This window comes from Streptomyces sp. NBC_01537, assembly GCF_045040445.1.
Lineage (GTDB): Bacteria > Actinomycetota > Actinomycetes > Streptomycetales > Streptomycetaceae > Actinacidiphila.
In genome coordinates, this window is record NZ_CP109392.1 from 4621624 (window position 1) to 4647422 (window position 25799).

The window sequence follows — 25799 nt, forward strand, 5'->3', positions numbered from 1 at the left end:
CGCCCAGCACCACCAACCGACAACCGAGGGAGAGACCGTGACATCACCGCCGCCCGGCGGCCCGGCCCGCCGCGTGCCGGCGAGCGCCGGCGAGGCCCTGGAGATCGGCCGTACGCAGTTCCCGGCGTCCTGGCCGGACGGCAGCGCGCCCCGCCTCCAGGTGCACGAGTTCGACACCGGCTATCTCGTCTACGCCACCTTCCCGGTCTCCCGGGACCCCAACCCGCTGCCGCCCCCGGCCGGCGGGAGCAACGTCGTGATCTCCAAGATCAACGGCGACATCACCGACGTCCCCAACTACCCGCCCGACGAGGCCGTCGCGGTCTACCGCCGCTTCTACCGGCCCGCCACACCCGGAGGAACCGCATGACGCAGCCCACGGTCCCCACCGGCCCCGAGGACGCGCTGGCTATCGCCCGCGCCACCTTCCAGCCGCGCTGGCCGGACGGGACGCTCGCCCCGCTGCACGTGCACGAGTTCGACATCGGCTACCTGGTCTACGCGAGCTTCCCGCCCGTCACCGACCTCAGCAGGCCCCCGGAGCCGGGCGGCAGCCACCTCGTGATCTCCAAGCGGGACGGCGAGCTCTCCTACGTCCCCAACCTGCCCCCGGAGACCGCCATCGCCGTCTACCGCAAGCACTTCCGGCCGGACTCGTAGAGTCTGCGGAGCTGACGAACCGGGCGTAATCTGGAGAATCCAGGGCACCCTCGTGGCGACCGCACACGCGGTCGGCGGGGCCCCAGTGGTGTCCGCCGCAGCAACATCAGGAGCGGTGAGATGAACCTGGCCTATGACTACCCGGTGCTCGGCGCCTTCTGGACAGCCATGTGGGTCTTCCTGTGGGTCGTGTGGATCGTCCTGCTCTTCCGCGTCATCGCCGACGTCTTCCGGGACGACACGCTGAGCGGATGGGCCAAGGCGGCGTGGCTCGTCTTCGTGATCGTGCTTCCCTTCCTCGGCGTCTTCGTCTACGTGGTCGCCCGGGGCAGGAGCATGGGTGGCCGCGAGGCGCAGCACGCCAGGGCCAAGCAGCACGAGGTCGACTCCTACATCCGGGAGACGGCCGCCGGAGCCAGGGCTCCGAGCGAGGCCGAGCAGCTCGAGAAACTCTCCCAGGTCCGCGCCAAGGGCGACATCTCCGACGAGGAGTTCCGGCGGGCAAAGGAGAAGATCCTCCACTGACGGAATCCGGACTACGTAAGACGGAATGGGGTGTGTTCCATGTGCCGGTGGCTCGTCTATTCGGGGACACCGATCCTGCTCGACAACGTCCTGTACCGGCCCGCCCACTCGCTCATCGACCAGAGCCTGCACTCCCGGATGGGCGCCGAGACGACCAACGGCGACGGCTTCGGCATCGGCTGGTACGGCCCGGACACCGCCACCCCGGCAGTCTTCCGGGACACCGGCCCGGCGTGGAACGACCGCAACCTGCACGAACTCGCGGACCATGTGCGCTCACCGCTGTTCTTCGCCCACATCCGGGCGTCGAGCGGCACGGCGGTGCAGCAGACCAACTGCCATCCCTTCCGTCACGGCCGCTGGATGTGGATGCACAACGGCGCGATCACCGACTTCCACCTGATCCGGCGGGAGCTCACCCTGGCCGTCGACCCCGAACTGTTCCCCTCCATCGAGGGATCGACGGACTCGGAGCTGATGTTCTTCCTGGCCCTCACCTTCGGCCTGGACCAGGACCCGCCGGGCGCGGTGGCACGCATGGCGGGCCTGATCGAGCAGGTGAGCGATGAGCGCGGCGTGAAGTTCCCGATCCAGATGACCATCGCGGTCTCCGACGGCGAGAGCGTATGGGCCTTCCGCTACTCCAGCCAGGGCAACTCGCGTTCGCTGTTCTACAGCAGCCGCGTGGACGCGCTCCGGGCGCTCCACCCCGACGTCGCCTTCCTGCGGGAAGTCTCCGACGAGACCCGCCTCATCGTCTCCGAGCCGCTGGGTGATCTGGAGGGCGCGTGGAACAGGGTCCCGGAGAACAGCTACGGCATCGTCCAGCCCAACGGGGATGACGTCCTGCTGCCCTTCGAACCGCAGTACGCCTAGGGCGATGCGCCGGCCGCCGGGCCGTGGACGCCGCTGAAGATCACGCCGGAGCCGGTGGGTGCCTGGTTGAGGACCCACAGGCCGATGAGTACGGCGAGCACGAAGACGACCGTGATCAGGACGGCGAGGACGAGCCGGCGCCGGCGTTCACGGCGGAGCCAGTCCCCGCGGGCGGTGCGGTAGGCGTCGGGGGCGGGGTGGACCTGGTGGGCAAGGGTTTCGAGGGCCTCGCGGAGCTGCTTCTCGGTGCCGGGGGCGCCGGGCGTGCCGGGGGCGTCAGGGGGAATGGTCATCGCCGGGCCTCCATCGCGTGGGTGAGCGCGGCGAGGCCGCGTGCGGTGTGGGTCTTGACCGATCCCACCGATATGCCCATCGCCGCGGCGATCTCGCTCTCCTTCAGGCCCAGCCAGTGGCGCAGCACGAGCGCTTCGCGCTGCCGGGCGGGCAGCCGCTGGACGGCGCCGACCAGCACCCGCTGGTCGTCGCGGAGCAGCGCGGAGTTCTCGGCGGAGGCGGCCCAGTCGTCCGGCGGGGTCTCGACGTGCCGCCGGGCGACCTGGAGGTGGCGGATGCGCATGCGGGTCAGGTTGCAGACGGTGGAGCGGAGGTACGCCTCCGCCGATTCGGCGTCCCGCAGCCTTCGCCACTTGCGGTAGATCTGGTAGTAGGCCTCGGCCACGATGTTCTCGGGGTCGTCGGCGCCGAGCAGCGCGGCGAGGCGGAGCATCGAGGTGTAGTGCTGGTCGAAGAGCCGGGAGACGGACGCCTCGCGCTCCTGGTCGGCCGGGTCCGCGACGGTCCGCCTCGCCGGGCTGTCGGCCTGGACAGGCCCTAGGGGCTGGATGATGTGTCTCATGGGTTGCTCGCTCCCGTCCCGGGCAGTCGGTGCCTGACCGTCAGGCAGGCGGGCAGGGCGGTGGAGTCCGTGCCCCGGGCCGTGCCGGTCCGCTCCAGCAGGGCGGTGCCGGCCAGCGCGACGGCGAGGTTGAGGAGCAGGGCGGCCAGTCCCGCGTAGATCTCCACGCCCCCGCCGACCGGTACGACGGGGGAGAAGCCCTCCCGTACGACCATGACCGTGCCGACCGCCATTCCGGCGGCCCAGCCGGCGAGCAGCGCCCGGTGGTGCAGGCGCCGGGTGTACAGCCCGATGGCCACGGCGGGGAAGATCTGGAGGATCCAGACGCCGCCCAGGAGCTGGAGGTTGATGGCGTCCTGGTCGCGCAGCCCGAAGACGAACGCGACCGCGCCCGCCTTCGCCGTGAGGGAGACCGCCTTGGCGATCCGCACCTGGCGCTTGGGAGTGGCGGTGGGGTGGAAGTACTCGACGTACACATTGCGTACGAACGAGGTCGCGGCCGCTATCGACATGACGGCGGCGGGGACCAGCGCGCCCACCGTGATGGCTCCGAAGACCAGGCCGGCCAGCGGCCCCGGCATGAGACGGCCCACGAGAATCGGGACTGCTGCCTCGGCGCCGCCGTCGGGGGCGCGCACACCGGCGGCGAGGGCGGCGATGCCGAGCAGCCCGAAGAGCGCGAGCACGGCGGTCCAGGCGGGCAGGGCGACGGCGACCCGGCGCAGGACCCGGGGTCCGGAGGCGGCGAACGCGGCGGTGAGGACGTGCGGGTACATCAGCAGGGCCAGCGCCGAGCCGAGGGCGAGGGACGCGAAGGCGGGCTGCTGGCCCGGGGTCAGCACGAGGGAGGCCCGGCCCCCGGGTTCGCCGAGGCCGCCGGGTTCGGCGAGCCTGCGGGACGCGGCCTCGAAGATCGCGCCGGGTCCGCCGAGCCGGGCCAGGACCAGCCAACTCACCGCCAGCACCGAGCAGAAGACGGCGACGCCCTTGAGGCCCGAAATCACGGTGGGGGCGCGCAGCCCGTGCCGGTAGGTCGCCACCGCCAGCCCCGCGAAGATCACCACCATCGACAGATCGCCGGTGACGGCCTTCGGGTAGAGCCCGCCGGCCGTGAGCACCGCGCGTATGCCGAGGAGCTGCAGGGCGAGGTACGGCATGGTGGCGAGGATGCCGGTGAGCGCGACCATCAGGGCCAGCGGCGCCGACCCGTAGCGGCCGCGTACGAAGTCGGCGGCGGTGACATAGCCGTGGTCCCGCGCCACGGTCCACATCCGGGGCAGCAGCACGAAGGCCAGCGGGCAGACGATCACGGTGTACGGGAGGGCGAAGAAGGCGGGCGCCCCGTTGCCGTACACCAGGCCGGGCACGGCGGTGAAGGTGTAGGCGGTGAAGACCGTGCCGCCCAGCAGCAGCCAGGTCCAGACGGTGCCGAGGCTCCGGTCGGCCAGCGCCCAGCCCTCCAGGGACGGCAGGGTGTCGTTGGCGTGCAGGCGGCGGGCGGTGACGGCGAGCAGGGACGCGCCGGCGATGACGGCGAGGAAGGTCGCGGCCATGGGGCCTTCGGTCGTCATCGGTCACCGTCCTTGGTGTCCTGGGGCGCGCGGGCGCACGCCTGTGCCTGCCTGTGAGTTGCGCGGGCGGCCGGTTCCGATGACAGGAAATCCGCGGAAATCTTCTTGAAATCAGCTGTCAACCGAACCACGGGTGGCGGCAACTCTTGCACAGACCGAACGGAACGAGGAGGGCACTGTGGCACGAATCGCACGCACCACGGCTGCCGTCTGCCTGCTCGTTCCGGTCGTCGCCCTGCTCTGGGTGCCCTGGTACGCGCAGGACCGGCCGCGGCTGGCCGGGGTGCCGTTCTTCTACTGGTACCAGCTCGCCTGGGTGCCGGCGTGCAGCGTCGCCCTGCTCGCGGCGTACCTGCTCACCGGGCGCCCGCCCAAGCCCTGACCCGTTCAGCAACTCCCCTCTTACGCACCTGCCAAGGTGAGGAGCCGTCATGCCCGGATCTCTTCGTACGAACCCGAGATCGGTCCTGCTGTGGACCGCTGTCGGCCTGCTCGGCGCGATCGGCTGGGCCATGGTGGCCCTGGCCCGGGGCGAGGAGATCTCCGCCGTGTGGCTGGTGGTCGCCGCGCTGGGCTCGTACGCCATCGCCTACCGCTTCTACTCCCGGTTCATCGCCCGCCGGGTGCTGCAGCTCGACGACAGCCGGGCGACCCCGGCCGAGCGGCTGGAGGACGGGGTCGACTACCAGCCGACCGACCGCCGGGTGCTGCTGGGCCACCACTTCGCGGCGATCGCGGGGGCCGGACCGCTGGTCGGGCCGGTACTGGCGGCGCAGATGGGGTATCTGCCGGGGACGATCTGGATCGTCGCCGGGGTGATCTTCGCCGGGGCGGTGCAGGACATGGTGGTGCTGTTCCTGTCGATGCGACGGGATGGCAAGTCGCTCGGCCAGATGGCCCGCGACGAGATCGGGAAGGTCGGCGGGACGGCGGCGCTGATCTCGGTCTTCGTCATCATGATCATCCTGCTCGGGGTGCTGGCGCTGGTCGTCGTCAACGCCCTCGCGCGCTCCCCGTGGGGCACCTTCTCGGTCGCCATGACCATCCCCATCGCCCTGCTCATGGGCTTCTACCTGCGCGTACTGCGCCCGGGGCGGGTCGTCGAGACCAGCGTGATCGGGGTCGCGCTGCTGCTGCTGGCCATCGTCGGCGGCGGCTGGATCGAGAACTCCTCGCTCGCCGGCGCCTTCGCCTGGAGCCCGACGACCCTGGTGTTCTGTCTCGTCGGCTACGGCTTCGTCGCCTCGGTCCTGCCGGTGTGGATGCTGCTGGCGCCGCGCGACTACCTCTCCACCTTCATGAAGGTCGGCACCATCACGCTGCTCGCGGCCGGTGTGGTGGTCACCGCGCCCACCCTGAAGGCCGACGCCGTGAGCCCCTTCGCCTCCTCCGGCCAGGGACCGGTCTTCGCCGGGTCGCTCTTCCCGTTCCTGTTCATCACCATCGCCTGCGGCGCGCTGTCCGGCTTCCACTCGCTGGTGGCCTCCGGGACCACGCCGAAGCTGATCCAGAAGGAGTCGCAGGTCCGGATGATCGGCTACGGCGCCATGCTGATGGAGTCGTTCGTCGCCGTCATGGCGCTGATCGCCGCCTCCGTCCTCGACCCGGGCCTGTACTACGCGATGAACGCCCCCGCCGGGCTGCTCGGCGCCACCGCCCAGTCCGCCTCCCACGCGGTGGCCGGGCTCGGCTTCACCATCTCCCCCGAGCAGCTGACCGCGGCCGCCAAGGCCGTCGAGGAACAGACCCTGATCGCCCGTACCGGCGGGGCGCCCACCCTGGCGGTCGGCATGTCGGAGATCTTCTCCGGGGTCTTCGGCGGCAACGCGATGAAGGCCTTCTGGTACCACTTCGCGATCATGTTCGAGGCGCTCTTCATCCTCACCACCGTGGACGCGGGCACCCGGGTGGGCCGCTTCATGCTCCAGGACATGCTCGGCAACGTCTGGAAGCCGATGGCGCGGGTCAACTGGAAGCCCGGCATCTGGGCCGCCAGCGCCCTGGTCGTCACCGCCTGGGGGTATTTCCTCTACACCGGGGCCACCGACCCGCTCGGCGGCATCAACCAGCTCTTCCCGCTGTTCGGCATCGCCAACCAGCTCCTCGCCGCCGTCGCCCTCACCCTCGCCACCACCGTGCTCGTCAAGTCCGGGCGGCTGCGCTGGGCCTGGGTCACCGGCGTCCCGCTCGCCTGGACGGTCGCGGTCACCTTCACCGCCGGCTGGCAGAAGATCTTCTCCGACGACCCGCGCGTCGGCTTCTTCGCCCAGCGGGCCCGCTACGCCGACGGCATCTCCTCGGGCACCGTACTGGCGCCCGCGAAGACCCTCGACGACATGCACACCGTGGTCACCAACTCCACCGTCGACGGCGTCCTGATCGCGCTCTTCCTCGTCCTCGTCGCCACCGTGATCGCCAACGCCGCGGTGGTGTGCGTACGGGCGCTGCGCTCCCCCACCCCGCTGCCGACCAGCGAGGCCCCGTACACCGAGTCCCTCCTCGACGTCCCCGCCGCCCCGCAGCCCCGCGAGGCACTCGCCGGAGCCCGCGAATGACGGCGGGTATGAGCCCGCGCCGACTGCTGGACGGACTGCGCTGGTACGTAAGCGAGTTCACCGGCGAGGCGGAGTACGACCGCTACTGCGAACGCCACCGCCAGGCCCACCCGCAGGCCCCCGTTCCGACCCGCCGGGAGTACGAGGTGCTGCGCACCCGGCACCAGGAGCTGCGCCCCGGCAGCCGCTGCTGCTGACCGCCGGCCCGGCCGGGGGCACCCACGTGGGTGCCCCCGGCCGGGCCGGTCGGTTCGGTCAGGGGGCGATGTCCCACTGCTGGCAGGTGTTGTCGAGCTGCTGCCACTGGCGGACGACGACCCCGTTCGCGGTGCCGCAGTTCGTCACGTCGAGCACATTGCCGCTGTAGACGTTGCTGATGGTGTAGTGGCTGCCGACCTTGGTTACGTCCCACTGCTGGCAGAGGTTGCCGAGGGCGGCCCAAAGGTTGAGGGACGTGCCGTTGGACTGACCGCAGTTCACGGAGTCCAGGGTCGTCCCGCTGTTGACGTTGGTGATGGTGTAGTGGCCGTTGCCGGCGCTGGCGAACTTCCACTGCTGGCAGGTGTTGCCGAGCGAGGTCCACTGCTGGATCGCGGTGCCGTTGGCGGTCCCGCAGTTCACCGCGTCGAGGACCTTGCCGCTGTTGACGTTGGTCAGCCGGTAGGCGGTGCCCGCGACCGGGAAGGTGGCGGTCGGGGTCGCGTAGCCGACGGAGACGACATTGGCCTGGACGGCGTTGTCTGCGGCGTCCGTCGGATATCCGGAGGTCATGACGCCCTCGAAGAAGGACCCGTCGGAACCGTTGCTGTTGTCACCGCCGGTGCCCAGGACGATGGCGCCCTCCAGGCTCATCGGGATGTATCCGCCGGTGGTGGGCAGGCTCCCGTTGTACCAGGTGGTCAGGCTGCCCGATTGCGCGTTGCCGCCCTTGATGGCGTAGGTCGACGTGCCGTTGTTCTTCGTGAGGGCGGTGACGAACTCGCTGGAGTTCCCCTTGTTGTTGGAGTTGGCTCCGTTTCCTCCGAAGAAGAGCCCGTTCTCCAGGTCCGCCTCGACCCAGGGACCCGATCCGGCACCGGAGCACGAGAACCAGCACTCCGTGCCGAAGTTGATCGCGTCCATGTGGCCGTTGCCGGTGTCGTTGCCGGAGGTCTCGGCGTTGCCGTAGTCGAAGCAGCAGCGGTTGTTCACATGGTGGCCGCTGGTCACCATGTACGCGCCCTCCGGGTTGCTGCCCGTCGCGACGCCCGAGGTGCTGTTGTCGCGGTAGCCGACACCGGGCGACACGAAGACCCCGTAGACCGAATGGCCGCCGGCCGTCACCGGCAGCGCGTTGGCGATCGCGCCGACGTCCTGTCCGCCGTTCCCGCCCGGCCCCTCGATGGTGAGGTCGTTGTGCTTCGCGCTCTGGTCGTAGATCTTCGTGATGATGCAGGTCGTCCCGGAACAGAACGTGTCCTGCGCGGCGGCGTTGGCGTAGCCGCCCGCGGCGAGCGTCCCGATGTTGGTGGTCGTGGAGTCCGACGCGCGCTTGACCTGGTAGAGCGAGCCGCTGTACGCCGCGTAGAGCGCCCGCGTCGTGCTGTGCGCGGCGACGCACGGGGTCCCGGCGGCGGCGTAGATGTCGCACGGCAGCGACGTGGCGGCCTGGGCCGTGCCCGCGGTGCCGATGGTCCCGGCCAGGATGCCTGCGATGAGCGCGAGGACCGCACCCACGGACAGCAGAAATCGTCTCAGATGACTGGCTATCACGGTGAACCTCTTCCCTCTTGCGTTCTTGTCGAGCCCCGCGCCGGCGGGCACGGGGACCTTTGACGCCTGGCCCTGGCGCGTGTGCATCGGCATCGCTCAACAGGAAATTGTTAGCGCTAACATCGATCCTCGGACGATGCCGCCGTTTCAGAACCTCCACTGGGTCGAGTAGGCATGCGCAGCCGCCAGGACGGCAGCCCAACGCCGGCCCGGATGGCATACGTGTTCATTTCTCGCGCAGTCGCACGGGCACAGCCCGGCTACTTAGCTCCGTCTTTTTACGCCGAGATTAACGGCCGGTCAACACTGCGGGACCGTCAAGACTTGGGAAAGTATGGGCGCTTGATCCCCGGTGACGGCTCGTTCGGCAGGTCTGGGAATGAGTGGTTCCAGGGGTCTTGACCAGCCTCGAATGTTTGCGCTAACAAGTCCTCATAGCAGGCAGACCGTCATGCAACGACGCGCTGGAGGGATTCACGGGTGAGGTGGGCGAGAGCGGGGTAGCCATCGACGGCCATGATCAGGTCGGCCTCGGCGAGGAGTGAGCGGAGCACATGGACGATGCCGTCGGTGCCGCCAAGGGCGAGGCCGTACGCGTACGGGCGGCCGATGCCGACGGCGGAGGCGCCCAGGGCGATGGCCTTGACGATGTCGGCTCCGCTGCGGATTCCGGAGTCGAACAGGACCGGGAGACCGTCGGCGGCGTCCACGACGCCGGGGAGCGCGTCGAGGGCGGGGAGGCCGCCGTTGGCCTGACGGCCGCCGTGGTTTGAGCAGTAGATCCCGTCCACGCCCGCGTCTTTGGCCCGGCGTACGTCCTCCGGGTGGCAGATGCCCTTGACGATCAGCGGAAGGTCGGTCAGGGAGCGGAGCCAGGGCAGGTCGTCCCAGGTGAGCGGGTTGCCGAAGATCTGGACCCAGCGCAGGATCGCGGACTGCGGATCCTCCTCGGGCGTGGCCGCCAGCGAGGCCCGGAAGACCGGATCGCTGAGGTAGTTGGCCAGGCAGTGGCCGCGCAGCTGGGGGAAGTTGCCGGTGGCCAGGTCGCGGGGGCGCCAGCCGGTGATCCAGGTGTCCAGGGTGACCACGATGCCCTTGTAACCCGCCTGTTCGGCGCGGTGGACAAGGCTCGCGGCGAGTTCGCGGTCGGTGGGCGTGTAGAGCTGGAACAGACCCGGGGTGTCGCCGAGTTCGGCGGCGACCTGCTCCATCGGATCGACGGAGAGCGTGGAGGCGATCATCGGCACTCCGGTGCGGGCGGCGGCTCGCGCGGTGGCCAGGTCACCGTGCCCGTCCTGGGAACACAGGCCGATGACGCCCACCGGGGCCATGAACACCGGTGAGGGCAGGCTCATCCCGAACAACTCCACGGACAGATCGCGCTCGGCGGCACCGACGAACATCCGGGGCACGAGCCCCCAGCCGTCGAAGGCGGCCACATTGGCCCGCTGGGTGCGCTCGTCGCCCGCACCACCCGCGACGTACGACCGCACGGAGGGCGGCATCGCCGCCTGTGCACTGGCCTCCAGCTCCGCGAAGCCCATCGGGAAGCGCGGCAGCTCACCGCTCAGCCCGTCGAAGTAGATCTCGTTCTGGTAGGAGCCGAACGGCTGTCCCATGCGTTGTCCCTTTCCCATCGCGTCCATGCCGGACAGGGCCTAGTGCGGTGACCGGAATGATTTGCCGGGTCCGTCCGGCTTCCGGTTCCGTCCTCAATCGCCGGACGGGCTGAATTCAGCCCGTCCGGCGATTGAGGACAAAGCGCAGCCGGCGGGCTGCGCAACCCGGCGAACCTTCCCGGCCACAGCACTAGCTCAGCAGCTCGCTCGCCGACCGGTGGATCTTCGCCAGCGCCCGCAGGAGGTGCTCGCGTTCGGTCTCGGTGAGGTCTGCGGTGACCCTCTCCTCGATCAACCGCCGTTCCGCCTCGACCGGCTCCCGCAGCGCACGCCCCGCGTCGGTGAGCCAGAGGCGGACGAGGCGGTTGTCCCGGTCGTCGCGGCGACGGGTGAGCAGCCCGGCAGTGGTCATCCGGTCAGCCATCTTGACGACGGTGGGCGTCGTGACGTTCAGCGCGGCGGCGATCTCGCCAGGCGTGCTGCCGTCCCGTTCCCACAGCACCGCGAGCAGGTAGTTCTGTCCCAGGTGCAGTCCATGGCGCCGCATGGCCCCGTCGGCCAGGGCCCGGAGCACCTTCGAGGTTCTGCCGTGCAGGTCCAGGAACTCAGCCATCGCGGCCTTTCGGAGTCGATTGACGGCTAATCATTTACCGGCTAACGTCCCTCCGGAAATCGCTAGACGGCAAACGATTTGAGGGAGTCCAGATGATACTGGTCACCGCAGCCACCGGGAACATCGGCCGCGAGCTCACCCGCGAACTCGACGCCAGGGGCGCCAAGTTACGCATCCTCGTCCGCGACCCCGCCCGCGCCGCCGGGCTGCCCGGGCGCGCCGAGCGCGCGGTCGGCGACCTGGGGGAACCCGCGACGCTGACGCCCGCCTTCGAAGGCGTCGACAAGCTGTTCCTGCTCACACAGGGCATCGGCATCGACTACACCGCCTCCGCCATCGCCGCCGCCGAGGCCGCCGGGGTGAGCCACATCGTGCACCTGTCGTCCGCCCACGTCACGCTCGACCCGATACCCGCCATGGGCCGCTGGCACCACCGGCGCGAGGAGATCATCCGCGCCTGCGGCATACCCGCCACATTCCTGCGGCCCGGCGGCTTCATGACCAACGCCCTCGACTGGCTGCCCACCATCCGCGAGGGAGGCTACGTCCTCGACCCCGTCGGCCCGGGCCGCTACGCGCCGATCGACCCCGCGGACATCGCCGCGGTCGCCGCCCTCGCACTGACCGAGGACGGCCACCGGGGCAAGGAGTACGTTCTCACCGGCGACGAGACCTTCACCGTCACCGAGCAGGTCCGGATCATCGCCCGGACGATCGGCCGCGACATCGAAGTCCGGGAAGCCGCCACACCGGCCGAGTCCGTCCGGTCCCGCTTCCCCAACGGGGCGCCCCGGGCACTCGCCGACGCCGTCACGGAGGGCTTCGCCCTCATGCGCGCCGACACCGTCGGGTTCCGGACGGACACCGCGGAGCGACTGCTCGGACGCAGGCCGCGCACTTTCACGGACTGGTGCGCGCGTAACGCCGACGCGTTCCGCCGGCCGGCCTGACCCGCGTCGCGCCTCGTGACCAGCCGGTTTGTATGCTCGCTTCCCAACGCACACTCGGTCAGGGGGTCACGTGGAGCTGTCACCGTCCAGAGGAATGCGGCTGGCGAACAGCGTCCTCGGCGTGGTGCCCGCGGTCGGCTGTACCGCCTACGCGGTCTCGGCCACCGATCCGTGGCCAAGGATCGCCGCCCTCCTGGCCTTCCTCGCCTCGGCAGTGGTCGCGGTGCGGGGCTACCGGCTCGGCGTCACCTGCGTCCATGCGGACGTGACGGTTCGCGGCTATTTGCGTACCCGTGTGATTCCGCGAGACAGCATCGTCGCGATCACGGACTTCCCCGCAGTGCGCTGGACCGCGCCCAACGGGAGAAAGCGCTGGACGCCCATCTCCGCCTTCATGACCAGTTCCAGAGAGCCCGTGCGGATCTCGGAGGCCAAGGAAGCCGCCGTCGCCCAGCTGCGACGGTGGGTGACGCGACCCAAGAGACGGCGGCGCCGGCGACGGTAGCGAAATTACGGCGACAGCTGCGCGGCCGCGCTGTTAGCTTCGCGCGCATGGACCCCCTCGGTGAGACGCAGATCCGCAGCTCGTTCGTCAACTGCTCCAAAGGCGAGGCGAAGCGGATCAGTCTGCCCCGGGAGCTGGGGGAGCTGCCGTGGGGGGATCTGGACTTCCTGGGGTGGCGGGACGCGGGCGCGCCGGACCGGGCGTATCTGGTGCGGCCGGGGACGGAGGACGGCGCGGGGCCGGTCGGGATCACGATGCGGATCGCGGCGGGGGCGCGGCGGAACCTGATGCGCAGCAGCCTGTGCTCGCTCTGCCTGACCGGGCATCCGGGCGGCGGGGTGGACCTGCTGGCGGCACCGCTGGCCGGGGCGGCGGGACGGCAGGGCAACACGGTGGCCCTCTATATGTGCGCGGATCTGGCGTGCTCGCTCTATATGCGCGGCAAGAAGACCTCGGGGGCGGCCAAGCGGCTGGAGGAGACGCTCACGCTGGACGAGCAGATCGCCCGTACGGTGCGCAACCTCGACGGCTTCCTGGCGAAGGTGACCGGCACGCGCGTATAGCGCGTACCGGCCGGTTGCGTCAGAGCAGGTCGGGGCGCTGCCACTGCTCGCCCAGCACGTGGTGTGCGAGGAAGCCGAGCACGGTGGCGTACCAGAGGCGGATGTTGTTCGGCTTGAGGATCCAGTGGCCCTCGTCCGGGAAGTAAAGGAACTTCGCCGGGACCTCGAACCGCGCCAGGTCGTTCCAGAGGGCCAGGGCCTCGCCGATCGGTACGCGGTAGTCCTTGTCGCCGTGGATCACCAGCATCGGCGTGCTGATCTTCGCGGCGCGCAGGTGCGGGGACTCGCGGTCGTAGCGCTCGGTGCGGACCAGCGGGTCGCCCTGACGCCGCATCCAGTAGGCCGGGAAGTCGGTGACCCCGCCGAAGGCGGACATGTTCCACAGGCTGGCGTGGGTGACGATCGCCTTGAAGCGGTCGGTTTGGCCGGCGATCCAGTTCGCCATGTAGCCGCCGTACGAGCCGCCCATCATCGCGGTGCGCCCGGCGTCGAGGTCGCCGCGCAGCAGCGCGGCGTCGGTCAGCGCTATGACGTCCTCGTACGGCGCCCCGCCCCAGTGCGCCCAGCCGCGCCGGTGCATCTGCTGCCCGTAGCCGGTGGACAGGGCCGGATCCGGCAGCAGAACCGCGTAACCGGCGGCCGCGGCCACCCAGGGGTTCCAGCGCCAGTGCCAGGCGTTCCAGCTGGTCTGGGGGCCGCCGTGCACCCACAGCAGCAGGGGCGCGGGGGTGTCGGCGCCGGCGCCGGAGGGCAGGACCAGCCAGGCGCGCAGCGCGGTGCCGTCCTCGGCGGTGGTGTGGACCTCGGTGAGGCTGCCGGGCAGCTCGCCCACCTGCCCGGGGCACGGCAGGGGCACCGGCTCGCCGCCGGGCGCGGCGGGATCGAGGCGTACGGGGGCGGGCGGGCTGTCGACCGCCGAGCGCAGCGCGTACAGAGTGCTGCCGTCGGGGCTGACGGCCAGGTCGGTGTGGGCGCCCGAGGCGGTCAGCCTGACCAGGTCGCCGCTGCCGGCCGAGAGCCGGAAGACCGGGGCGTGCCCGGCCTCGTCGGCGGTGAAGTACACCACCGGCGTGCCGTCCTCGCCGGGCACCGGGGAGACGACCGGCGAATGCGGCCAGTTGTCGAACCCGGGGAGCAGGTCGTGTCCGGGGTCCCCGGGATCGGTGGCGTCCACCAGCCACAGCGTGAGGTCGCCGGGCTCGTCCCAGGTGATCCGCTGCTCCCGTACGCAGACCAGATGGCGGCCGTCGGGGGTGAAGGCCGGTGCGGCGAACTCCGCCTCGGGGGACTCCAGGACCCGCAGCTGCTTGCCCGTGACGGCGTCCGCGATCACGATCGCGCCACGCAGCTCGTCGGGGAGCGTGCCGACGGCCGCCGCGTAGGCGATCAGTGAGCCGTCGGGGGACAGTGCCATGCCCTCGTACGCGGAGATCCGGCGCTCTCCGCAGTCCACCACGGCGGGGTCGCCGACAGGGTCCGCGACGGTGAACACCCGTGGGACGCCAGGGCCGAGGTCGTGGTCCCAGTACCGCACCGGCACCGACTCGTGCAGGATCGCCGAGACCTTGGCCTTCTCGCGGGCCTCGCGCAGCTGCGCATCCTGCTCGGCGTCGGCCGCGCCGGGCAGCAGGGAGGCCGCTAATGCGATGCGGGAGGCCCCGGCTGCGGTGGCGTACTCGCCGATCCCACCGGCCCTGGCCAGCAGTTGCGATGCCTCGCCGCCGTCCGCCGGCAGGCTCCACAGCGCCGCCTCCCGCTTGTCGTCCTCGTCCTCGCCGGGGTCCGCGACCGGGCGGGAGGAGAGGAAGAGCAGGGTGCCGTCGGGCAGGAACCCGGGGGCGGACTCGCCGCGGCCGGAGCGGGTGAGCCGCCGGGCCGGACGCTCCCCGGACGGGTCGACGTCCCACAGGGCACCGACGAACCTGGTGCGGTCGGCGGAGAGCTCCTGCACGACCGTCACCAGACGTGTTCCGTCGGGCGACAGGGCCAGCGAGGAGATCCTGGGCAGCGCGATGAACTCGGTCAGGTCGTGGAAGGCGCTTGATTCAGGTGACTCAGGTGATTCAGGCATGGGGATCATCCTGGGCCGCGGGACGGGCCGCGCACCAGACCGACTCTCATCAATTTATCAGCAAAATTGTAAACAATTTTGTAGGCAAGCTATCTAGCTTGGGTCTCACAACCGCACGTGCAGGCAGTTCTGCCGCGAATGGGAGAGACCAGTGAAGCACAGGGCAGTGAAGCGCAGGAGCGTCGTCATGGGACTGGGCGCGACCGTCGGCGCCGCGACGATCGGCGGCATCGCCTGGAGCGCGCAGGCCTCCGAAGAGAGCGGCACGAAGTCCTCGGGGTCGTCGGACACCCTGGTCTTCGACAAGGACGACTACACCACCGTGACGACGACCATCACCACGGACGACGGCGACAAGGCGGTGACGTACCACTTCTACAAGGCCATCACCTACGTCACCAACCCGGTGGACGAGAAGTACCAGAGCCTGAATGTCAGCGTCCCCGTCGAGATCGACGGCACCGCGGTCGACGCCACCGACGCCCCCATCCTCTTCGCCAACTCGGTGGGCGGCTATCTGCCCTCATCGGTGGCGGACGCCACCGGCGTAGGCGGTGCCGCGATGACCGGCGCCCCCACCGGCACGGGCGGCGCCGGCGCCGGCGCCAGTGCCAGCGCCTCGGCGTCCAGCAGCACCGGCACGGGCGAGGTGCAGTCCGGCGGCAACGCGCAGGTGAACGCCCAGGGCGAGATGGTCAGCAACGCCAAGCTGGCCCTGGCGGCCGGCTACGTCGTCGTCGAGCCGGGTGCCCGGGGCCGGACCCTCGTCGATTCGGACGGCGTCTACTACGGCACCGCGCCCGCCGCCATCGTGGACCTCAAGGCCGCGGTGAAGTACGTCCGCTTCAACAAGGGCCGCATCCCCGGCAACACCGACCGCATCGTCTCCTCCGGAACCAGCGCCGGCGGCGCCCTGTCCGCCCTGCTCGGCGCGTCCGGCGACAGCCCGCTGTACGACTCCTACCTCAAGGAGCTCGGCGCGGCCGACGCGAGCGACGCGATCTTCGCCAGCGGCGACTGGTGCCCGATCACCGACCTCGAACACGCCGACATGGCGTACGAGTGGAACTGGGGCAGCAACGAGCTGAGCACCGGCTCGCTCGTCGACCAGACCGTGTCCAAGGAGCTGAGCTCCGCGTTCGTCGACTACCAGGCCTCCCTCAAGCTCCAGGGGAAGCACGGCTTCGGACGCATCACGGCACGCAACCTCGACGAGTACCTCGTGGAGACCTACCTCCAGCCGTCGGCCACCAAGTACCTCGCGGCCCTGTCGGACTCCGACCGCTCGACGTACCTCGCCGCGAACACCTTCATCACCTGGTCCGGCGGCAAGGCGACCTTCACCTGGGCGGACTTCCTCACGCACGTCGGCGCACGCAAGAAGGACACCCCGGCCTTCGACGCCTTCGACCTCTCCGCGGGCGAGAACAACGAGTTCGGTACGGGGACGACCTCGGCCCGGCACTTCACCCTGTACAGCCTGCGTCACGAGGGCAGCAGCAGCGCGCGGCTCGACAGCGACCTGCCCGAGAAGCTCAACCTGATGAACCCCATGTACTTCATCAAGAAGCACAACCCCAGCCGCTCGAAGCACTGGTGGATCCGGGTCGGCACCAAGGACAGCGACACCTCGCTGTCGGTCGTCAGCAACCTCTCCGTCAGCCTCGAGAACCTGGGCGACGACGTCAACACCGCGTACTACTGGGACGAGGGCCACGGGTCGAACACCGACCCGGGCGACTTCATCACGTGGATCGCCAAGGTCACGGGCCACAAGAAGTAAGGCCCTGACCCTAGGACCTAGTCGAAGCTGGCGTAGTACGCGGCGGCCATGTCCTCGTCCGCGTGGCCCTGGGCGGCCGCGCGGGCGAGGCGGTCGGCGCCGGCGGCGGCCACGTCGAGGCGGACGCCGTGCTGCTGCCCGGCCTCGACGATCAGACGGGCGTCCTTGGCGGCGGTGGCGACCGCGAAGCTGGCCGGCGACAGGCGGTTCTCCAGGATGAGGGCGATCTTGGCGTGCAGGTAGCCCATGTCGAGCGGGCCGCCCGCGATGAGGCCGAGGAAGCTCTGCGGGTCCACGCCGAGGGCCTGCGCCAGGGCCAGGACCTCTCCCGCCGCGTTGGTGGCGGCCAGGACCCAGCTGTTGGCGACCAGCTTGAGGCGGGTGGCGCTGCCCGCCGCGCCGTCCTCGCCGGTCCACAGGGTGCGCGCGCCGACGGCGTCGAAGACCGGCGTCACGGCCTCCCGGCCCTGCTCCGGGCCCGCCGCCAGGATCGTCAGCTGCCCGGCTTCCGCCGGCTCGCGGGTGCCGAGCACCGGCGCGTCGAAGAAGACCAGCCGGTGCTCACGGGCGAAGCCGGCCAGCTCGCCGACGGACTCGATCCCGGCGGTCGTCGACTGCGCCCAGACGGTGCCGGGACGCAAGCCCTGGACGGCCTTCCGCATGACCTCCAGGACGGCGGGTCCGTCGTACAGCATGGTGAGGACCACATCGGCATCCCGCACGGCCTCGGCGGGCGTGCCGGCGATCTGCGCGCCGTCGGCGGCCAGCGGCTCGGCCTTGGCCGGGGTGCGGTTCCAGACGCGGACGGTGTGCCCGGCCCGGACCAGGTTGCGGGCCATCGCGGCCCCCATGATCCCGGTGCCCAGAACACCCACGGTGAGCTTGTCGGCCATGATGACGTCTTCTCCTTCGTCGCGGCGCTGACGCGTCTGGAACTCTACGGGCGGCGATGAGTTCCCCGGACTACCGTCGTCTGACCAAGGGACAGGGTTCACCGACCACCCGCTCCTGGAGGACATCATGAGGAAGATCACCGCCGGCCTGTTCATCTCACTCGACGGGGTCGTGGAGGCACCCGACCAGTGGCACTTCCCTTACTTCAGCGACGAGATGGGCGCCGCCGTCGACGCGACCCTCGGCGCCGCGGACACCGTCCTGTTCGGCCGCAAGACCTACGACAGCTTCGCCGGGGCGTGGCCCGAGCGTGAGGCGGCAGGCGAGGAGGACGCAGGTTTCGCGAAGAAGCTCGGCGACGCACGCAAGATCGTCGTGTCGACGCAGAAGCTCGACTTCACCTGGCGGAACTCCGAGCAGCTCCAGGGCGACTTCGTCGAGGCCGTCACCGCCCTGAAGAACGAGCCGGGCGGCAACATCGGCCTGAGCGGCTCGGTCTCCGTCGTCCGCCAGCTGCTGGCCGCCGGCCTGCTGGACGAACTGCAGCTGCTGGTGCACCCGATCGCCGTCCGCAAGGGCATGCGGCTGTTCGACGAGGGCGACACCGCGGTCCCGCTGCGGCTGCTCTCGTCCGAGACCTTCCGGACCGGCGTACTGAACCTGATCTACGCCCCGGCCGAGCCGGCCGCCGACGCCACCTATGAGGACGCCAAGACCCACCTGCCCCAGCCTCAGTAGTCAGGGGGCGGTGAGCGGGATGGCGGCGGTGGTGATCGTCATCGGGGTGCCGGTGACCGCGATGAGGTAGAAGCGGGGGTGCTTTCCGCCGGGCGGCCGGTACGAGCCGTTCGGCGGCCTGAGGACGTAGGTGGCCGAGGCGTGCGGGGCGAGGATGGCAGGGCCGGAGGTGACGGTCCACCAGCCGGAGGCGCCCTGGCCGGCGCGGCTTGCGAAGTGCGGGGGAAGCGCCGTGCCGGTGGTGTTGACGGCCCGTACGGTGACGGCGGTGATCGCATGGTGGGGCCGGTCGGTGAAGCGCGCCGTGACGCTCATGCGCAGCGGCGGCGGGCTGGCGGCGGCGACACCGGCGCAGAGAACGGCGGGAGCGAGCAGCCCCGCCACCAGGGCGGCTTTGGCCCGGCGGCCGGTCAGCGGGCGGGGCAGCCGGGGCTGCCAGGCGGTGGCGAGTGCGGTGGTGGGGACGGTGGCGGCGGCCGCGAGCCACAGCGGGGTCATCATCAGGAAGTAGCCGTCCTGGGAGCGGACGGCGAAGTAGAAGGCCAGCCAGGGCAGGACGGTCAGCGCCGGGCCGAGCCGCCGGACGAACAGGAAGGTGGCGGCCAGCAGGCCCAGGAGCAGCAGGATGCTGCCGTAGGAGTAGTAGTCCAGGCGGCTGCTGCCGTCGGTGAAGTAGTAGGAGATGCCCATGATGCCCTGCCCGTGCAGGATCCCCTTCTGGGTGAGCGGGAGCAGCACCCCGGTCAGCCAGGCGTGGGGGTTCTGGGCGGCGAAGTAGGCGTTGATGGCCGCCCAGGTCAGGGTGGCGACGCCGGTGTAGCGCGCGAGCACGGCCAGGGCGGCCCTGGGCCCGAGTTCGCCGCGCCGGACGGCGTACAGGCCGATGAGCAGGAACGGGGTCAGGAACCAGGCGAGTTGCTGGGAGGCGCAGGCCGCGCCGAGGCACGCCGCCCGCAGCACGCCGCCGCGCCCGAGCCTGCCGCCGGAGCCGGTGGCGGGCCACCGGACCACTGCCGGGACGAGGAGGGCGAGGGCGACGATGGCGGGGTAGCCGTCCCGGGCGTAGTCGGGCAGCAGGCCGAAGCCGAGGCACACGGCGGTGGCGGCGGGCCGCCAGGGCGTCGGCAGCATGATCCACAGCAGGACCGAACCGGCGATCAGGGCGCCGGTGGTCACCATGGTGGCGGCGGCCGTGGAGTGCACGACGGCGTGCACCGGAGCCGCGAGCAGCGCGGTCAGCGGCGGGTAGCCGTAGGTGTAGTCGGCGCCGCCGGACATGGTCTTCGTGATGCCGACGCCATGGGCGCCGAACAGCTGGGGCCAGGGCTGTCCGTAGATCAGGTGCCCGCGCAGGATCTCCTTCGCGGCCTGGGCGGTCAGTACGCCCTCGTCGCTGCCGGAGTGGTTGAGCCAGTAGCCGCAGACCACCAGGACGACCGCCAGCGCCAGCACTCCCAGGTCGACCCGCGCCAGGGCCCGCCCGCCCCGTACGGCCAGAGTGAGCACGCCGCAGAGCAGGATCCCCGCGTAGCAGGCGGTGATGATCCCGGCGACCGGCAGGTGCGAGGCCACCGCGTCCGTCCACGCGGACCGGGTGCCGATGAACAGGCTGACGACTGCAACCAGCGTCAGCGCCCGGTGCAGTTGCTGCGCCGCGCCGCCGCCGGCGGCTCCCGGGACCGCGGTCCGGGGCGGTGTCACCGGAACCGGCACGTCGCGCTGCCGCAGGCCGGTGCCGCCAAGGCGGATACCGCCACCGGTGCGGGGGCCGTCATCCATGTCGGCCTTCCCCTCGTTCTGGCCCCGCCGCACGGCTGTCGCGGGTGGCGGGGGCAACCTCCACTACACCGTGTAGAGGGAAGTTGCGCCCGCGAGGTTCCACCGGCAGGTAGTGCCGGCACTGTCTAGCCGTGAAGTCGCCGTTTGTAGTACATATATGGCCATCAAGATCTGACTTCGGCAGTGTCACGACCAGGAGGACCCCCACCGGTGGCCGCTGAGGAGAGCAACGATCCCGTGGTGCCCGACGACCCCGATCCGATGGGGGTCCGGCCGTACGTCACCTTCACCGGCGAGATCGCGCCCCGGCCGAACACACACCTCGTGCACGCGTCCGCACCGGATACGCGGGAGCTCGTCCTCAAGCCGCCCTTCCCGCCCGTTCCGTACGTCCCCCGGCGTGGGCAGGTGACCCCGGTGCCGGCCGGCGTCCGAAGGCGCCGGCCCCGCTACCTGGTCGCCGTCGCCCTGGCCACCGCGGGCGCCGCCGCCATGGCCCTGGCGGCCTGGGGCATGACCTCCGGCAGCGAGTCCGACGGCGCCAGCCAGTACGTCGACATCCAGGACGCCCCCAGCGACGGCAACCGCGGCCCCCTCATCAGCGCCTCGCCGCCCGGCAAGCACGGCAGCCAGTCGCCCGGCCCGTCCGGGACGGCCTCCGCGAGCCCGTCGGCCGACAGCAGCCCCTCCGGTACGAACAGCGCCCTGGCCGAACCCAGTTCGGCGCCGCGCCGGCTGTCCGGACTGCCGGGCGTGGCGGGCGGCTCGGGCGGCTCGGCGACCGCCACCGCGACCTCGGGCACCGGGGGCACGGCCGATCCCACCGACAGCGCCACCACCCCGCAGACCTCCACCGCGCGCTCGCTGGAGTCGGTCAACTACCCCGACAGATACCTCACCGCCCACAGCGACGATCTCGGCTACCTCGACCGCGTGAGCAGCACCGACTCCGCCCAGACCCGCCAGGCCGCGACCTTCACCCTGGTGACCGGGCTCGCCGACCCGAGCTGCTACTCCTTCAAGTCGGAGGACGGCAGATACTTCCGGCACGAGGACTTCCGGATCCATCTCATGGCCGATGACGGCTCGACGCTCTTCGAGCAGGACGCGACCTTCTGCCCCCACGAGGGATCGGTCAGCGGCTCCGTCTCGTTCGCGTCCTACAACTACCCGGGCTACTACCTGCGTCACCGCCAGTACCAGCTGTGGATCGACCCATACCAGGACAGCTCCGGCTTCCGCGACGACAGTTCCTTCCAGCTCGGCGCGTCACTGGGCTGACCCGTCCGGTCAAGGGCTGTCCATGGATGGGCAAACCCTGTACGACCAGGCGTAACGCCCTTGACACGCCGATTCGGCGAGACCGAGGATCTTCACGCCACCCCCACAACGGCGGCACATTTCTCCCGGGCTTCCCGGCTTCCCAACGGCGGGCAGCGGCCGGTCCTGAGCCAGTTCTGAGCCGATAGGAAAGTCGTGGCCATATCCCGGTCCGCCGGATACCTCACTGCCGCCTGCGCGAGCGCGGCGTTGCTGATCACCGCCGCTCCCGCCCCGTTCGCCATGGCGGACGACGCCGGTGCCGTCATCACGTTCGACAACATCAGCGCCGGACAGACGATCTCCGGTACGGCCGATGTCACCTTCACCGTGCAGGGTGACCCGGACGACGAGCCGACCAGCGCCGTCGTGAGCATCAGCGGCTACGGCCCGGGCACCGGAACGGTGAAGCAGACCATCGCCCTGGCGGCCGGCGACTGCCTGCCGTCGTGCACGCTGCACGCGGCCCTGGACACCACGGCCACCCAGCAGTTCGGCGGCACCACGAACGGCGTGGCCGTGCCGCTGGTGAACGACGGCTCGCGCGACATCCACATCGAGGTCAACAGCCCCCGCCCGCGCACGGTGACGGCCGACACCACCGTCACGGTCGACAACAACGAGCCGGTCGTCAGCCTCCCGGACCTGCCCGCGGACGACAACGCCGCCTGGGCCACCCACCAGGCCATCGGCCTCAGCGCCGACGACACGCTGTCGTTGCGGGCCGTGGCGTCCGGCGACAACGGGGTGTCCGGCGTACGGTTCTTCTCCTCCAGCAGCGCCTGGCCCGCGCCCGTCGACCTGACGGACCCCGACGGCGACGGCGTGTGGACCGGCACGGTGGACACCAGTGCCGTCCCGTCGGAGCTGTACCTCCAGCAGTGGGTCGTCGCGTACGACAAGGACGGCCGGGCCGGCACTCCGGTGCTGGCCGACACGCTGGTCGACCACGGCTTCACGCTCACCCCGCAGCTGGCCTCGGTCATCAACCCCGGCATGGGCAGCATCGCCCTGAGCTATGCGTACCCCAAGGGCCTGACGAAGGCGTTCCCCTCCGACCTCAACTACGCCTACCCGGTCAGCACCAGTCTGCTGCTCGACGGCAAGGCGCTGGTCACCACGCCGGTGTGGGGCTACACCTACGAGGGCGACACCGCCGGCCTCAGCGTCACGCTGGGCGACAACGTCCTCCCGTACGGCGCCCACACGCTGACCTTCGACGCGGTCGACAACCGGGGTGCCCACGGCCGCACCGAGGTGCCCGTCACCGTCGTCTCGTCGGTCGAGCCGACCTGGACGGCGGGCTTCAGCGACTTCCCGGTCGCCGGCCACACCTGGAAGGCCGCCGCGACCACCTCCGCCGAGGACGGCATCAGCCGGGCCGAGAGCTGGACCCTGGCCGTGGACGGCACGACCGTCTCGACCGGCAGCTACCCCGCGCAGCCGTCCGGCAGCTGGAAGGCCGTGGACCCGGGGGTGCACGAGGTCAAGCTGACCATCGTCTCCCAGTACGGCGACACCACCACCAGCGAACTGCCGCTGCGCGTCCTGGCCGCCACCTCGACCAAGCTCACCGGCCCGGCCACCATCACGTACGGCGGCAAGGCCGCCTACACCGCGAAGGTCACGAAGACCGGCGGCACCGCCGCGGCCGGGGCCAAGGTCAGCTTCCAGTTCAAGGCCGCCGGGACCACCACCTGGAAGACGGCCGCCACCAGGACCGCCGACAGCGCCGGCAAGGCGGCCTTCACCACGACGGCCTCGCGCAACGGTGTCTGGCGTGCCGTCACCGCCGCCAAGAACCTGGCCTGGGTGGCCTCCACCAGCAGCAACCTCACCACAAAGGTGAAGGCGAAGCTGACCGTGAAGACGCCCGCGACCAAGGCCGCCCGGGGCAGGACCGTCGCCTTCACCGCGAGCAGCTCCCCGTTGGTCAAGGGCACCCCCGTGCTATTCCAGCGGCAGAAGAGCGACGGCACCTGGGTCACCCTCACCAGCACGACCCTGACCGGTTCCGGGACCACCGGCACCGCCACCGGAAAGATCACCTTCTCCCGGACCGGGACCTGGAAGCTGCGTGTCTACCGCCCGGCGACCACGCGACTGGCCGACACCTACTCCGCGACCTGGACCGTCAAGGTCAGCTGACGGTGACGGTGCAGATGACCGACGGAACCGCCGCCGCCGGAGCCCGCTGTTCGAGGGCTCCGGTGTCCAGGATCCGGAGCGCGGCGAGCGTGCCGCTGCGCTGGTTGGAGACGAGCAGATGACCCCCGGCCAGGGACAGGCCGCGCGGCCACTCGCCCCCGCTGGGGGTCTCGGTGATCGGGTAGAGGATGTCGCCCGGGCCGGCGACCCGGAAGGCGGCCACCGTGTCGGCACCCCGGTTGGTCACCCACACGAAGCGCCCGCAGCGTGACGCGACGATGCCACCCGGCTGGTTGGGCGTGCCCAGGCCCAGCGCCATGGTCGCCGGAGTACGGGAGACCGGGCTGAGTGTCCCGGTCCCGGTGTCGTAGCGCAGGCCGGAGATGCTGGAGGACAGCTCGTCCGCGATCCACACCACGTCCCCGGCAGGCGCGAACGCGAGGTGCCGGGGGCCGGATCCGGGCGTGACACGGCTGACGGCGGCCTGCTCCAGGGTGCCGGCGACGGTGTCCAGACGGTACGCGAACACCGCGTCCGCCCCCAGGTCCACCGCGAGAACGAAACGGCCCTCCGGGTCGGTGACCACCTGGTGGGCGTGCGTGCCCTCCTGACGGCCGGCCACCGGGCCCGAGCCCTCGTGGACCGCGACGTCCGTGAGCTCGACGGGAACCCCGTCCGCGTCGAGCCGGAGAACGCCGACCGTGCCGGGCGCGGTGTCCGTGCCGTAGTTCGCGGTCAGCAGCCAGCCCCCGCCGGGGTGCACGCTCAGATGGCACGGGTTGGCCCCGCCACTGGGCACCGGGTCACCGACCGGCACGAGCGCCCCGTCGGGCTGCCGGGCGAAGGCACTGACGGTGCCGGATTCGGCCTCGTTGGTGCAGTACACGACACGCCCCGAGGGATGCGCCGCCAGAAACGACGGCCCGCTGACGGGTACGTCCGGCAGCCCCGGCTCGGCAGTGAGCGAGCCGCCGGCCGGGTCGAGCCGCAGGGCGGTGAGTCCGGTGCCGTCACCGCCGGTGTCCGGGGTGTAGGAGCCGGCGTGGACGAGAATGTGCGCGGGCATGGGGATGTCCTCGGGTTCCTCGGGGTGTAGGCGGGTGGGCAACGGCGCGCCCAAGGGGCGCGTGGGGGTCCCCCCGGCCGAAGGCTGGGGGAGAACGGAGCGACCAGCCCGCCACGGCCCGCAGGTTCCGCACCGGACCTCGCCCGGACGGGCGCAAATTCAGCCCGTCCGGCGTTTGAGGACGAAGCGCAGCCGGCGGCTGCGCAACCCGGCAAACGCTCGCGGCCACCGCATCAGCGGACCACGTCGTCGTGGTGGTCCAGCAGCGCCAGCTCGGCCCGCCGGGGGAGGCCCTCCCAGTCGCCGGTCGTGCTGACGGCGAAGGCGCCGAGCAGGGCGGCGGTCTTCAGGCGGCGCTCCGGCGGCTCGCCCGCGATGAGTTCCGCCAGGTACCCCGCGACGAAGGCATCGCCCGCGCCGACCGAGTCCTCCACGCGGACCGGCACAGCGGGCTGCCGGTACTCCTCGCCGTCCAGGAGGGCGAGCGCCCCTTCCGCGCCGAGCTTGATGACGGCGTCGCGGGGGCCGAGGGCGCAGATGCCCTTGGCCAGGCCCAGGGCGTCCTGCCCGCCGGTGACGAGGCGGGCCTCGTGCGGCCCGGCGAAGACCAGGTCGCTGCGGGCGAGCAGCGGCAGAAGGGCGCCGGTGGCCTCCTCCTCGCTCCACAGCAGGGAGCGGAAGTTGATGTCCAGGGAGACCGTCACTCCGGCGTCGGCGGCGATGTCCACCGCCCGGCGGACCGCTTCGGCGGGGCCGTCGCCGAGGGCCGGGGTGATGCCGGTGACGTGCAGGACGGCGGCCCCGGCGATGACGTCCTCAGGGATGTCCTGCGGGCTGAGCCGGCCTTGCCCGCGAGCAGCTGCGGCTGCAGTTTCTGCAGGTAGGTGTCGTTCGCGGTGATGTACTCGAAGTCGACCTTGATCTTCGGGTAGGCCTTCCCGAACGCCTTGTTGAT

Annotated in this window: 25 protein-coding genes; 14 read left to right on the forward strand and 11 right to left on the reverse strand. The window is 71.0% G+C overall.

Going from position 1 to position 25799, the window contains the following annotated elements; translation table 11 throughout:
• Positions 1 to 37: 37 nt before the first annotated feature.
• From OG607_RS21225 to OG607_RS21240, 4 genes are all read left to right on the forward strand, one after another.
• Entirely contained in the window at positions 38 to 370 is a 333-nt protein-coding gene (locus OG607_RS21225) for a hypothetical protein (protein ID WP_405725571.1), read from the forward strand.
• The gene (locus OG607_RS21230) at positions 367 to 660 is read left to right on the forward strand and encodes a hypothetical protein (RefSeq protein WP_405725574.1); all 294 of its coding nucleotides are present in this window, start codon (positions 367 to 369) and stop codon (positions 658 to 660) included. Before OG607_RS21225 ends, OG607_RS21230 begins: the two co-directional genes overlap by 4 nt.
• Positions 661 to 780: 120 nt before the next feature.
• Positions 781 to 1185, forward strand: coding sequence for an SHOCT domain-containing protein (locus OG607_RS21235; RefSeq protein WP_405725577.1), 405 nt, complete (start codon positions 781 to 783; stop codon positions 1183 to 1185).
• Between the two features lie 39 nt (positions 1186 to 1224).
• On the forward strand, positions 1225 to 2061 hold the full coding sequence (locus tag OG607_RS21240; RefSeq protein WP_405725580.1) for a class II glutamine amidotransferase: 837 nt from the start codon (positions 1225 to 1227) through the stop codon (positions 2059 to 2061).
• Here OG607_RS21240 and OG607_RS21245 read toward each other — a convergent pair.
• Genes OG607_RS21245 through OG607_RS21255 form a run of 3 tightly spaced genes read right to left on the reverse strand, consistent with a single transcriptional unit; the run spans position 2058 to position 4488 of the window.
• Positions 2058 to 2354 (reverse strand): hypothetical protein, encoded by a 297-nt coding sequence (locus tag OG607_RS21245; protein WP_405725583.1) that lies wholly within the window; start codon positions 2352 to 2354, stop codon positions 2058 to 2060. The two genes, OG607_RS21240 and OG607_RS21245, sit on opposite strands and share 4 nt — an antisense overlap.
• Positions 2351 to 2917 carry a SigE family RNA polymerase sigma factor gene (locus OG607_RS21250; RefSeq protein WP_405725586.1) on the reverse strand — a complete coding sequence of 189 codons (567 nt, stop codon included), beginning with the start codon at positions 2915 to 2917 and terminating at the stop codon, positions 2351 to 2353. The genes OG607_RS21245 and OG607_RS21250 overlap by 4 nt, the downstream gene beginning before the upstream one ends.
• Positions 2914 to 4488 (reverse strand): sodium:solute symporter, encoded by a 1575-nt coding sequence (locus OG607_RS21255; RefSeq protein ID WP_405725589.1) that lies wholly within the window; start codon positions 4486 to 4488, stop codon positions 2914 to 2916. Before OG607_RS21255 ends, OG607_RS21250 begins: the two co-directional genes overlap by 4 nt.
• A 178-nt stretch (positions 4489 to 4666) precedes the next feature.
• On the opposite strand from OG607_RS21255, the gene OG607_RS21260 reads away from it, so the two are divergent.
• Genes OG607_RS21260 through OG607_RS21270 form a run of 3 tightly spaced genes read left to right on the forward strand, consistent with a single transcriptional unit; the run spans position 4667 to position 7240 of the window.
• The gene (locus OG607_RS21260; protein WP_405725592.1) at positions 4667 to 4870 is read left to right on the forward strand and encodes a DUF3311 domain-containing protein; all 204 of its coding nucleotides are present in this window, start codon (positions 4667 to 4669) and stop codon (positions 4868 to 4870) included.
• Positions 4871 to 4919: 49 nt separating this feature from the next.
• The gene (locus tag OG607_RS21265; RefSeq protein ID WP_405725595.1) at positions 4920 to 7043 is read left to right on the forward strand and encodes a carbon starvation CstA family protein; all 2124 of its coding nucleotides are present in this window, start codon (positions 4920 to 4922) and stop codon (positions 7041 to 7043) included.
• Between the two features lie 8 nt (positions 7044 to 7051).
• Positions 7052 to 7240, forward strand: coding sequence for a YbdD/YjiX family protein (locus tag OG607_RS21270; protein ID WP_405725598.1), 189 nt, complete (start codon positions 7052 to 7054; stop codon positions 7238 to 7240).
• A gap of 58 nt (positions 7241 to 7298) precedes the next feature.
• On the opposite strand, the gene OG607_RS21275 is transcribed toward OG607_RS21270, so the two are convergent.
• The 3 genes from OG607_RS21275 to OG607_RS21285 form a co-directional block, all read right to left on the reverse strand.
• Complete coding sequence (locus OG607_RS21275; protein WP_405725601.1) at positions 7299 to 8888, reverse strand: arabinofuranosidase catalytic domain-containing protein; 1590 nt, start codon at positions 8886 to 8888, stop codon at positions 7299 to 7301.
• 356 nt (positions 8889 to 9244) lie between these two features.
• The gene (locus tag OG607_RS21280) at positions 9245 to 10414 is read right to left on the reverse strand and encodes an alpha-hydroxy-acid oxidizing protein (RefSeq protein WP_405725604.1); all 1170 of its coding nucleotides are present in this window, start codon (positions 10412 to 10414) and stop codon (positions 9245 to 9247) included.
• A gap of 190 nt (positions 10415 to 10604) precedes the next feature.
• Positions 10605 to 11027: a MarR family winged helix-turn-helix transcriptional regulator gene (locus OG607_RS21285; RefSeq protein WP_405725607.1), complete on the reverse strand. Its 423-nt coding sequence runs from the start codon at positions 11025 to 11027 to the stop codon at positions 10605 to 10607.
• A gap of 92 nt (positions 11028 to 11119) precedes the next feature.
• Here OG607_RS21285 and OG607_RS21290 point away from each other — a divergent pair, with 92 nt between their 5' ends.
• The 3 genes from OG607_RS21290 (at position 11120) to OG607_RS21300 (ending at position 13045) form a co-directional block, all read left to right on the forward strand.
• The gene (locus tag OG607_RS21290; protein WP_405725610.1) at positions 11120 to 11977 is read left to right on the forward strand and encodes an NAD(P)H-binding protein; all 858 of its coding nucleotides are present in this window, start codon (positions 11120 to 11122) and stop codon (positions 11975 to 11977) included.
• 94 nt (positions 11978 to 12071) lie between these two features.
• Positions 12072 to 12482: a hypothetical protein gene (locus tag OG607_RS21295; RefSeq protein ID WP_405725613.1), complete on the forward strand. Its 411-nt coding sequence runs from the start codon at positions 12072 to 12074 to the stop codon at positions 12480 to 12482.
• A gap of 47 nt (positions 12483 to 12529) precedes the next feature.
• Complete coding sequence (locus OG607_RS21300; RefSeq protein ID WP_405725616.1) at positions 12530 to 13045, forward strand: FBP domain-containing protein; 516 nt, start codon at positions 12530 to 12532, stop codon at positions 13043 to 13045.
• A gap of 19 nt (positions 13046 to 13064) precedes the next feature.
• Here OG607_RS21300 and OG607_RS21305 read toward each other — a convergent pair whose 3' ends face one another.
• Positions 13065 to 15116, reverse strand: coding sequence for a S9 family peptidase (locus tag OG607_RS21305; RefSeq protein ID WP_405725619.1), 2052 nt, complete (start codon positions 15114 to 15116; stop codon positions 13065 to 13067).
• A 187-nt stretch (positions 15117 to 15303) separates the two neighbouring features.
• Here OG607_RS21305 and OG607_RS21310 point away from each other — a divergent pair, with 187 nt between their 5' ends.
• Positions 15304 to 16899: a subtype B tannase gene (locus tag OG607_RS21310; protein WP_405725622.1), complete on the forward strand. Its 1596-nt coding sequence runs from the start codon at positions 15304 to 15306 to the stop codon at positions 16897 to 16899.
• Positions 16900 to 16916: 17 nt separating this feature from the next.
• Here OG607_RS21310 and OG607_RS21315 read toward each other — a convergent pair whose 3' ends face one another.
• Positions 16917 to 17792 (reverse strand): NAD(P)-dependent oxidoreductase, encoded by an 876-nt coding sequence (locus OG607_RS21315; protein ID WP_405725625.1) that lies wholly within the window; start codon positions 17790 to 17792, stop codon positions 16917 to 16919.
• A gap of 127 nt (positions 17793 to 17919) precedes the next feature.
• Here OG607_RS21315 and OG607_RS21320 point away from each other — a divergent pair, with 127 nt between their 5' ends.
• Positions 17920 to 18531 (forward strand): dihydrofolate reductase family protein, encoded by a 612-nt coding sequence (locus OG607_RS21320; RefSeq protein WP_405725628.1) that lies wholly within the window; start codon positions 17920 to 17922, stop codon positions 18529 to 18531.
• Here the strand turns inward: OG607_RS21320 and OG607_RS21325 are convergent, their stop codons facing one another.
• Positions 18532 to 20310 carry a hypothetical protein gene (locus OG607_RS21325; protein WP_405725631.1) on the reverse strand — a complete coding sequence of 593 codons (1779 nt, stop codon included), beginning with the start codon at positions 20308 to 20310 and terminating at the stop codon, positions 18532 to 18534.
• A gap of 210 nt (positions 20311 to 20520) precedes the next feature.
• Here OG607_RS21325 and OG607_RS21330 point away from each other — a divergent pair, with 210 nt between their 5' ends.
• Positions 20521 to 21591 (forward strand): AbfB domain-containing protein, encoded by a 1071-nt coding sequence (locus OG607_RS21330; protein ID WP_405725634.1) that lies wholly within the window; start codon positions 20521 to 20523, stop codon positions 21589 to 21591.
• A gap of 195 nt (positions 21592 to 21786) precedes the next feature.
• Positions 21787 to 23778 carry a hypothetical protein gene (locus OG607_RS21335; protein WP_405725637.1) on the forward strand — a complete coding sequence of 664 codons (1992 nt, stop codon included), beginning with the start codon at positions 21787 to 21789 and terminating at the stop codon, positions 23776 to 23778.
• Here the strand turns inward: OG607_RS21335 and OG607_RS21340 are convergent.
• Positions 23771 to 24844 (reverse strand): lactonase family protein, encoded by a 1074-nt coding sequence (locus OG607_RS21340; RefSeq protein ID WP_405725640.1) that lies wholly within the window; start codon positions 24842 to 24844, stop codon positions 23771 to 23773. The genes OG607_RS21335 and OG607_RS21340 overlap by 8 nt on opposite strands.
• A gap of 233 nt (positions 24845 to 25077) precedes the next feature.
• The gene (locus OG607_RS21345) at positions 25078 to 25668 is read right to left on the reverse strand and encodes a carbohydrate kinase family protein (protein ID WP_405736944.1); all 591 of its coding nucleotides are present in this window, start codon (positions 25666 to 25668) and stop codon (positions 25078 to 25080) included.
• Positions 25669 to 25799 lie beyond the last annotated feature (131 nt).

Bases quoted from the DNA above. Each gene is read 5' to 3' on its own strand.
- OG607_RS21230 (WP_405725574.1), top strand. From the start codon at position 367: ATGACGCAGCCCACGGTCCCCACCGGCCCCGAGGACGCGCTGGCTATC.
- OG607_RS21235 (WP_405725577.1), top strand. From the start codon at position 781: ATGAACCTGGCCTATGACTACCCGGTGCTCGGCGCCTTCTGGACAGCC.
- OG607_RS21240 (WP_405725580.1), top strand. From the start codon at position 1,225: ATGTGCCGGTGGCTCGTCTATTCGGGGACACCGATCCTGCTCGACAAC.
- OG607_RS21245 (WP_405725583.1), bottom strand. From the start codon at position 2,354: ATGACCATTCCCCCTGACGCCCCCGGCACGCCCGGCGCCCCCGGCACC.
- OG607_RS21250 (WP_405725586.1), bottom strand. From the start codon at position 2,917: ATGAGACACATCATCCAGCCCCTAGGGCCTGTCCAGGCCGACAGCCCG.
- OG607_RS21255 (WP_405725589.1), bottom strand. From the start codon at position 4,488: ATGACGACCGAAGGCCCCATGGCCGCGACCTTCCTCGCCGTCATCGCC.
- OG607_RS21265 (WP_405725595.1), top strand. From the start codon at position 4,920: ATGCCCGGATCTCTTCGTACGAACCCGAGATCGGTCCTGCTGTGGACC.
- OG607_RS21270 (WP_405725598.1), top strand. From the start codon at position 7,052: ATGAGCCCGCGCCGACTGCTGGACGGACTGCGCTGGTACGTAAGCGAG.
- OG607_RS21275 (WP_405725601.1), bottom strand. From the start codon at position 8,888: ATGCCGATGCACACGCGCCAGGGCCAGGCGTCAAAGGTCCCCGTGCCC.
- OG607_RS21280 (WP_405725604.1), bottom strand. From the start codon at position 10,414: ATGGGACAGCCGTTCGGCTCCTACCAGAACGAGATCTACTTCGACGGG.
- OG607_RS21285 (WP_405725607.1), bottom strand. From the start codon at position 11,027: ATGGCTGAGTTCCTGGACCTGCACGGCAGAACCTCGAAGGTGCTCCGG.
- OG607_RS21290 (WP_405725610.1), top strand. From the start codon at position 11,120: ATGATACTGGTCACCGCAGCCACCGGGAACATCGGCCGCGAGCTCACC.
- OG607_RS21295 (WP_405725613.1), top strand. From the start codon at position 12,072: ATGCGGCTGGCGAACAGCGTCCTCGGCGTGGTGCCCGCGGTCGGCTGT.
- OG607_RS21300 (WP_405725616.1), top strand. From the start codon at position 12,530: ATGGACCCCCTCGGTGAGACGCAGATCCGCAGCTCGTTCGTCAACTGC.
- OG607_RS21305 (WP_405725619.1), bottom strand. From the start codon at position 15,116: ATGCCTGAATCACCTGAGTCACCTGAATCAAGCGCCTTCCACGACCTG.
- OG607_RS21310 (WP_405725622.1), top strand. From the start codon at position 15,304: ATGGGACTGGGCGCGACCGTCGGCGCCGCGACGATCGGCGGCATCGCC.
- OG607_RS21315 (WP_405725625.1), bottom strand. From the start codon at position 17,792: ATGGCCGACAAGCTCACCGTGGGTGTTCTGGGCACCGGGATCATGGGG.
- OG607_RS21320 (WP_405725628.1), top strand. From the start codon at position 17,920: ATGAGGAAGATCACCGCCGGCCTGTTCATCTCACTCGACGGGGTCGTG.
- OG607_RS21325 (WP_405725631.1), bottom strand. From the start codon at position 20,310: ATGGATGACGGCCCCCGCACCGGTGGCGGTATCCGCCTTGGCGGCACC.
- OG607_RS21340 (WP_405725640.1), bottom strand. From the start codon at position 24,844: ATGCCCGCGCACATTCTCGTCCACGCCGGCTCCTACACCCCGGACACC.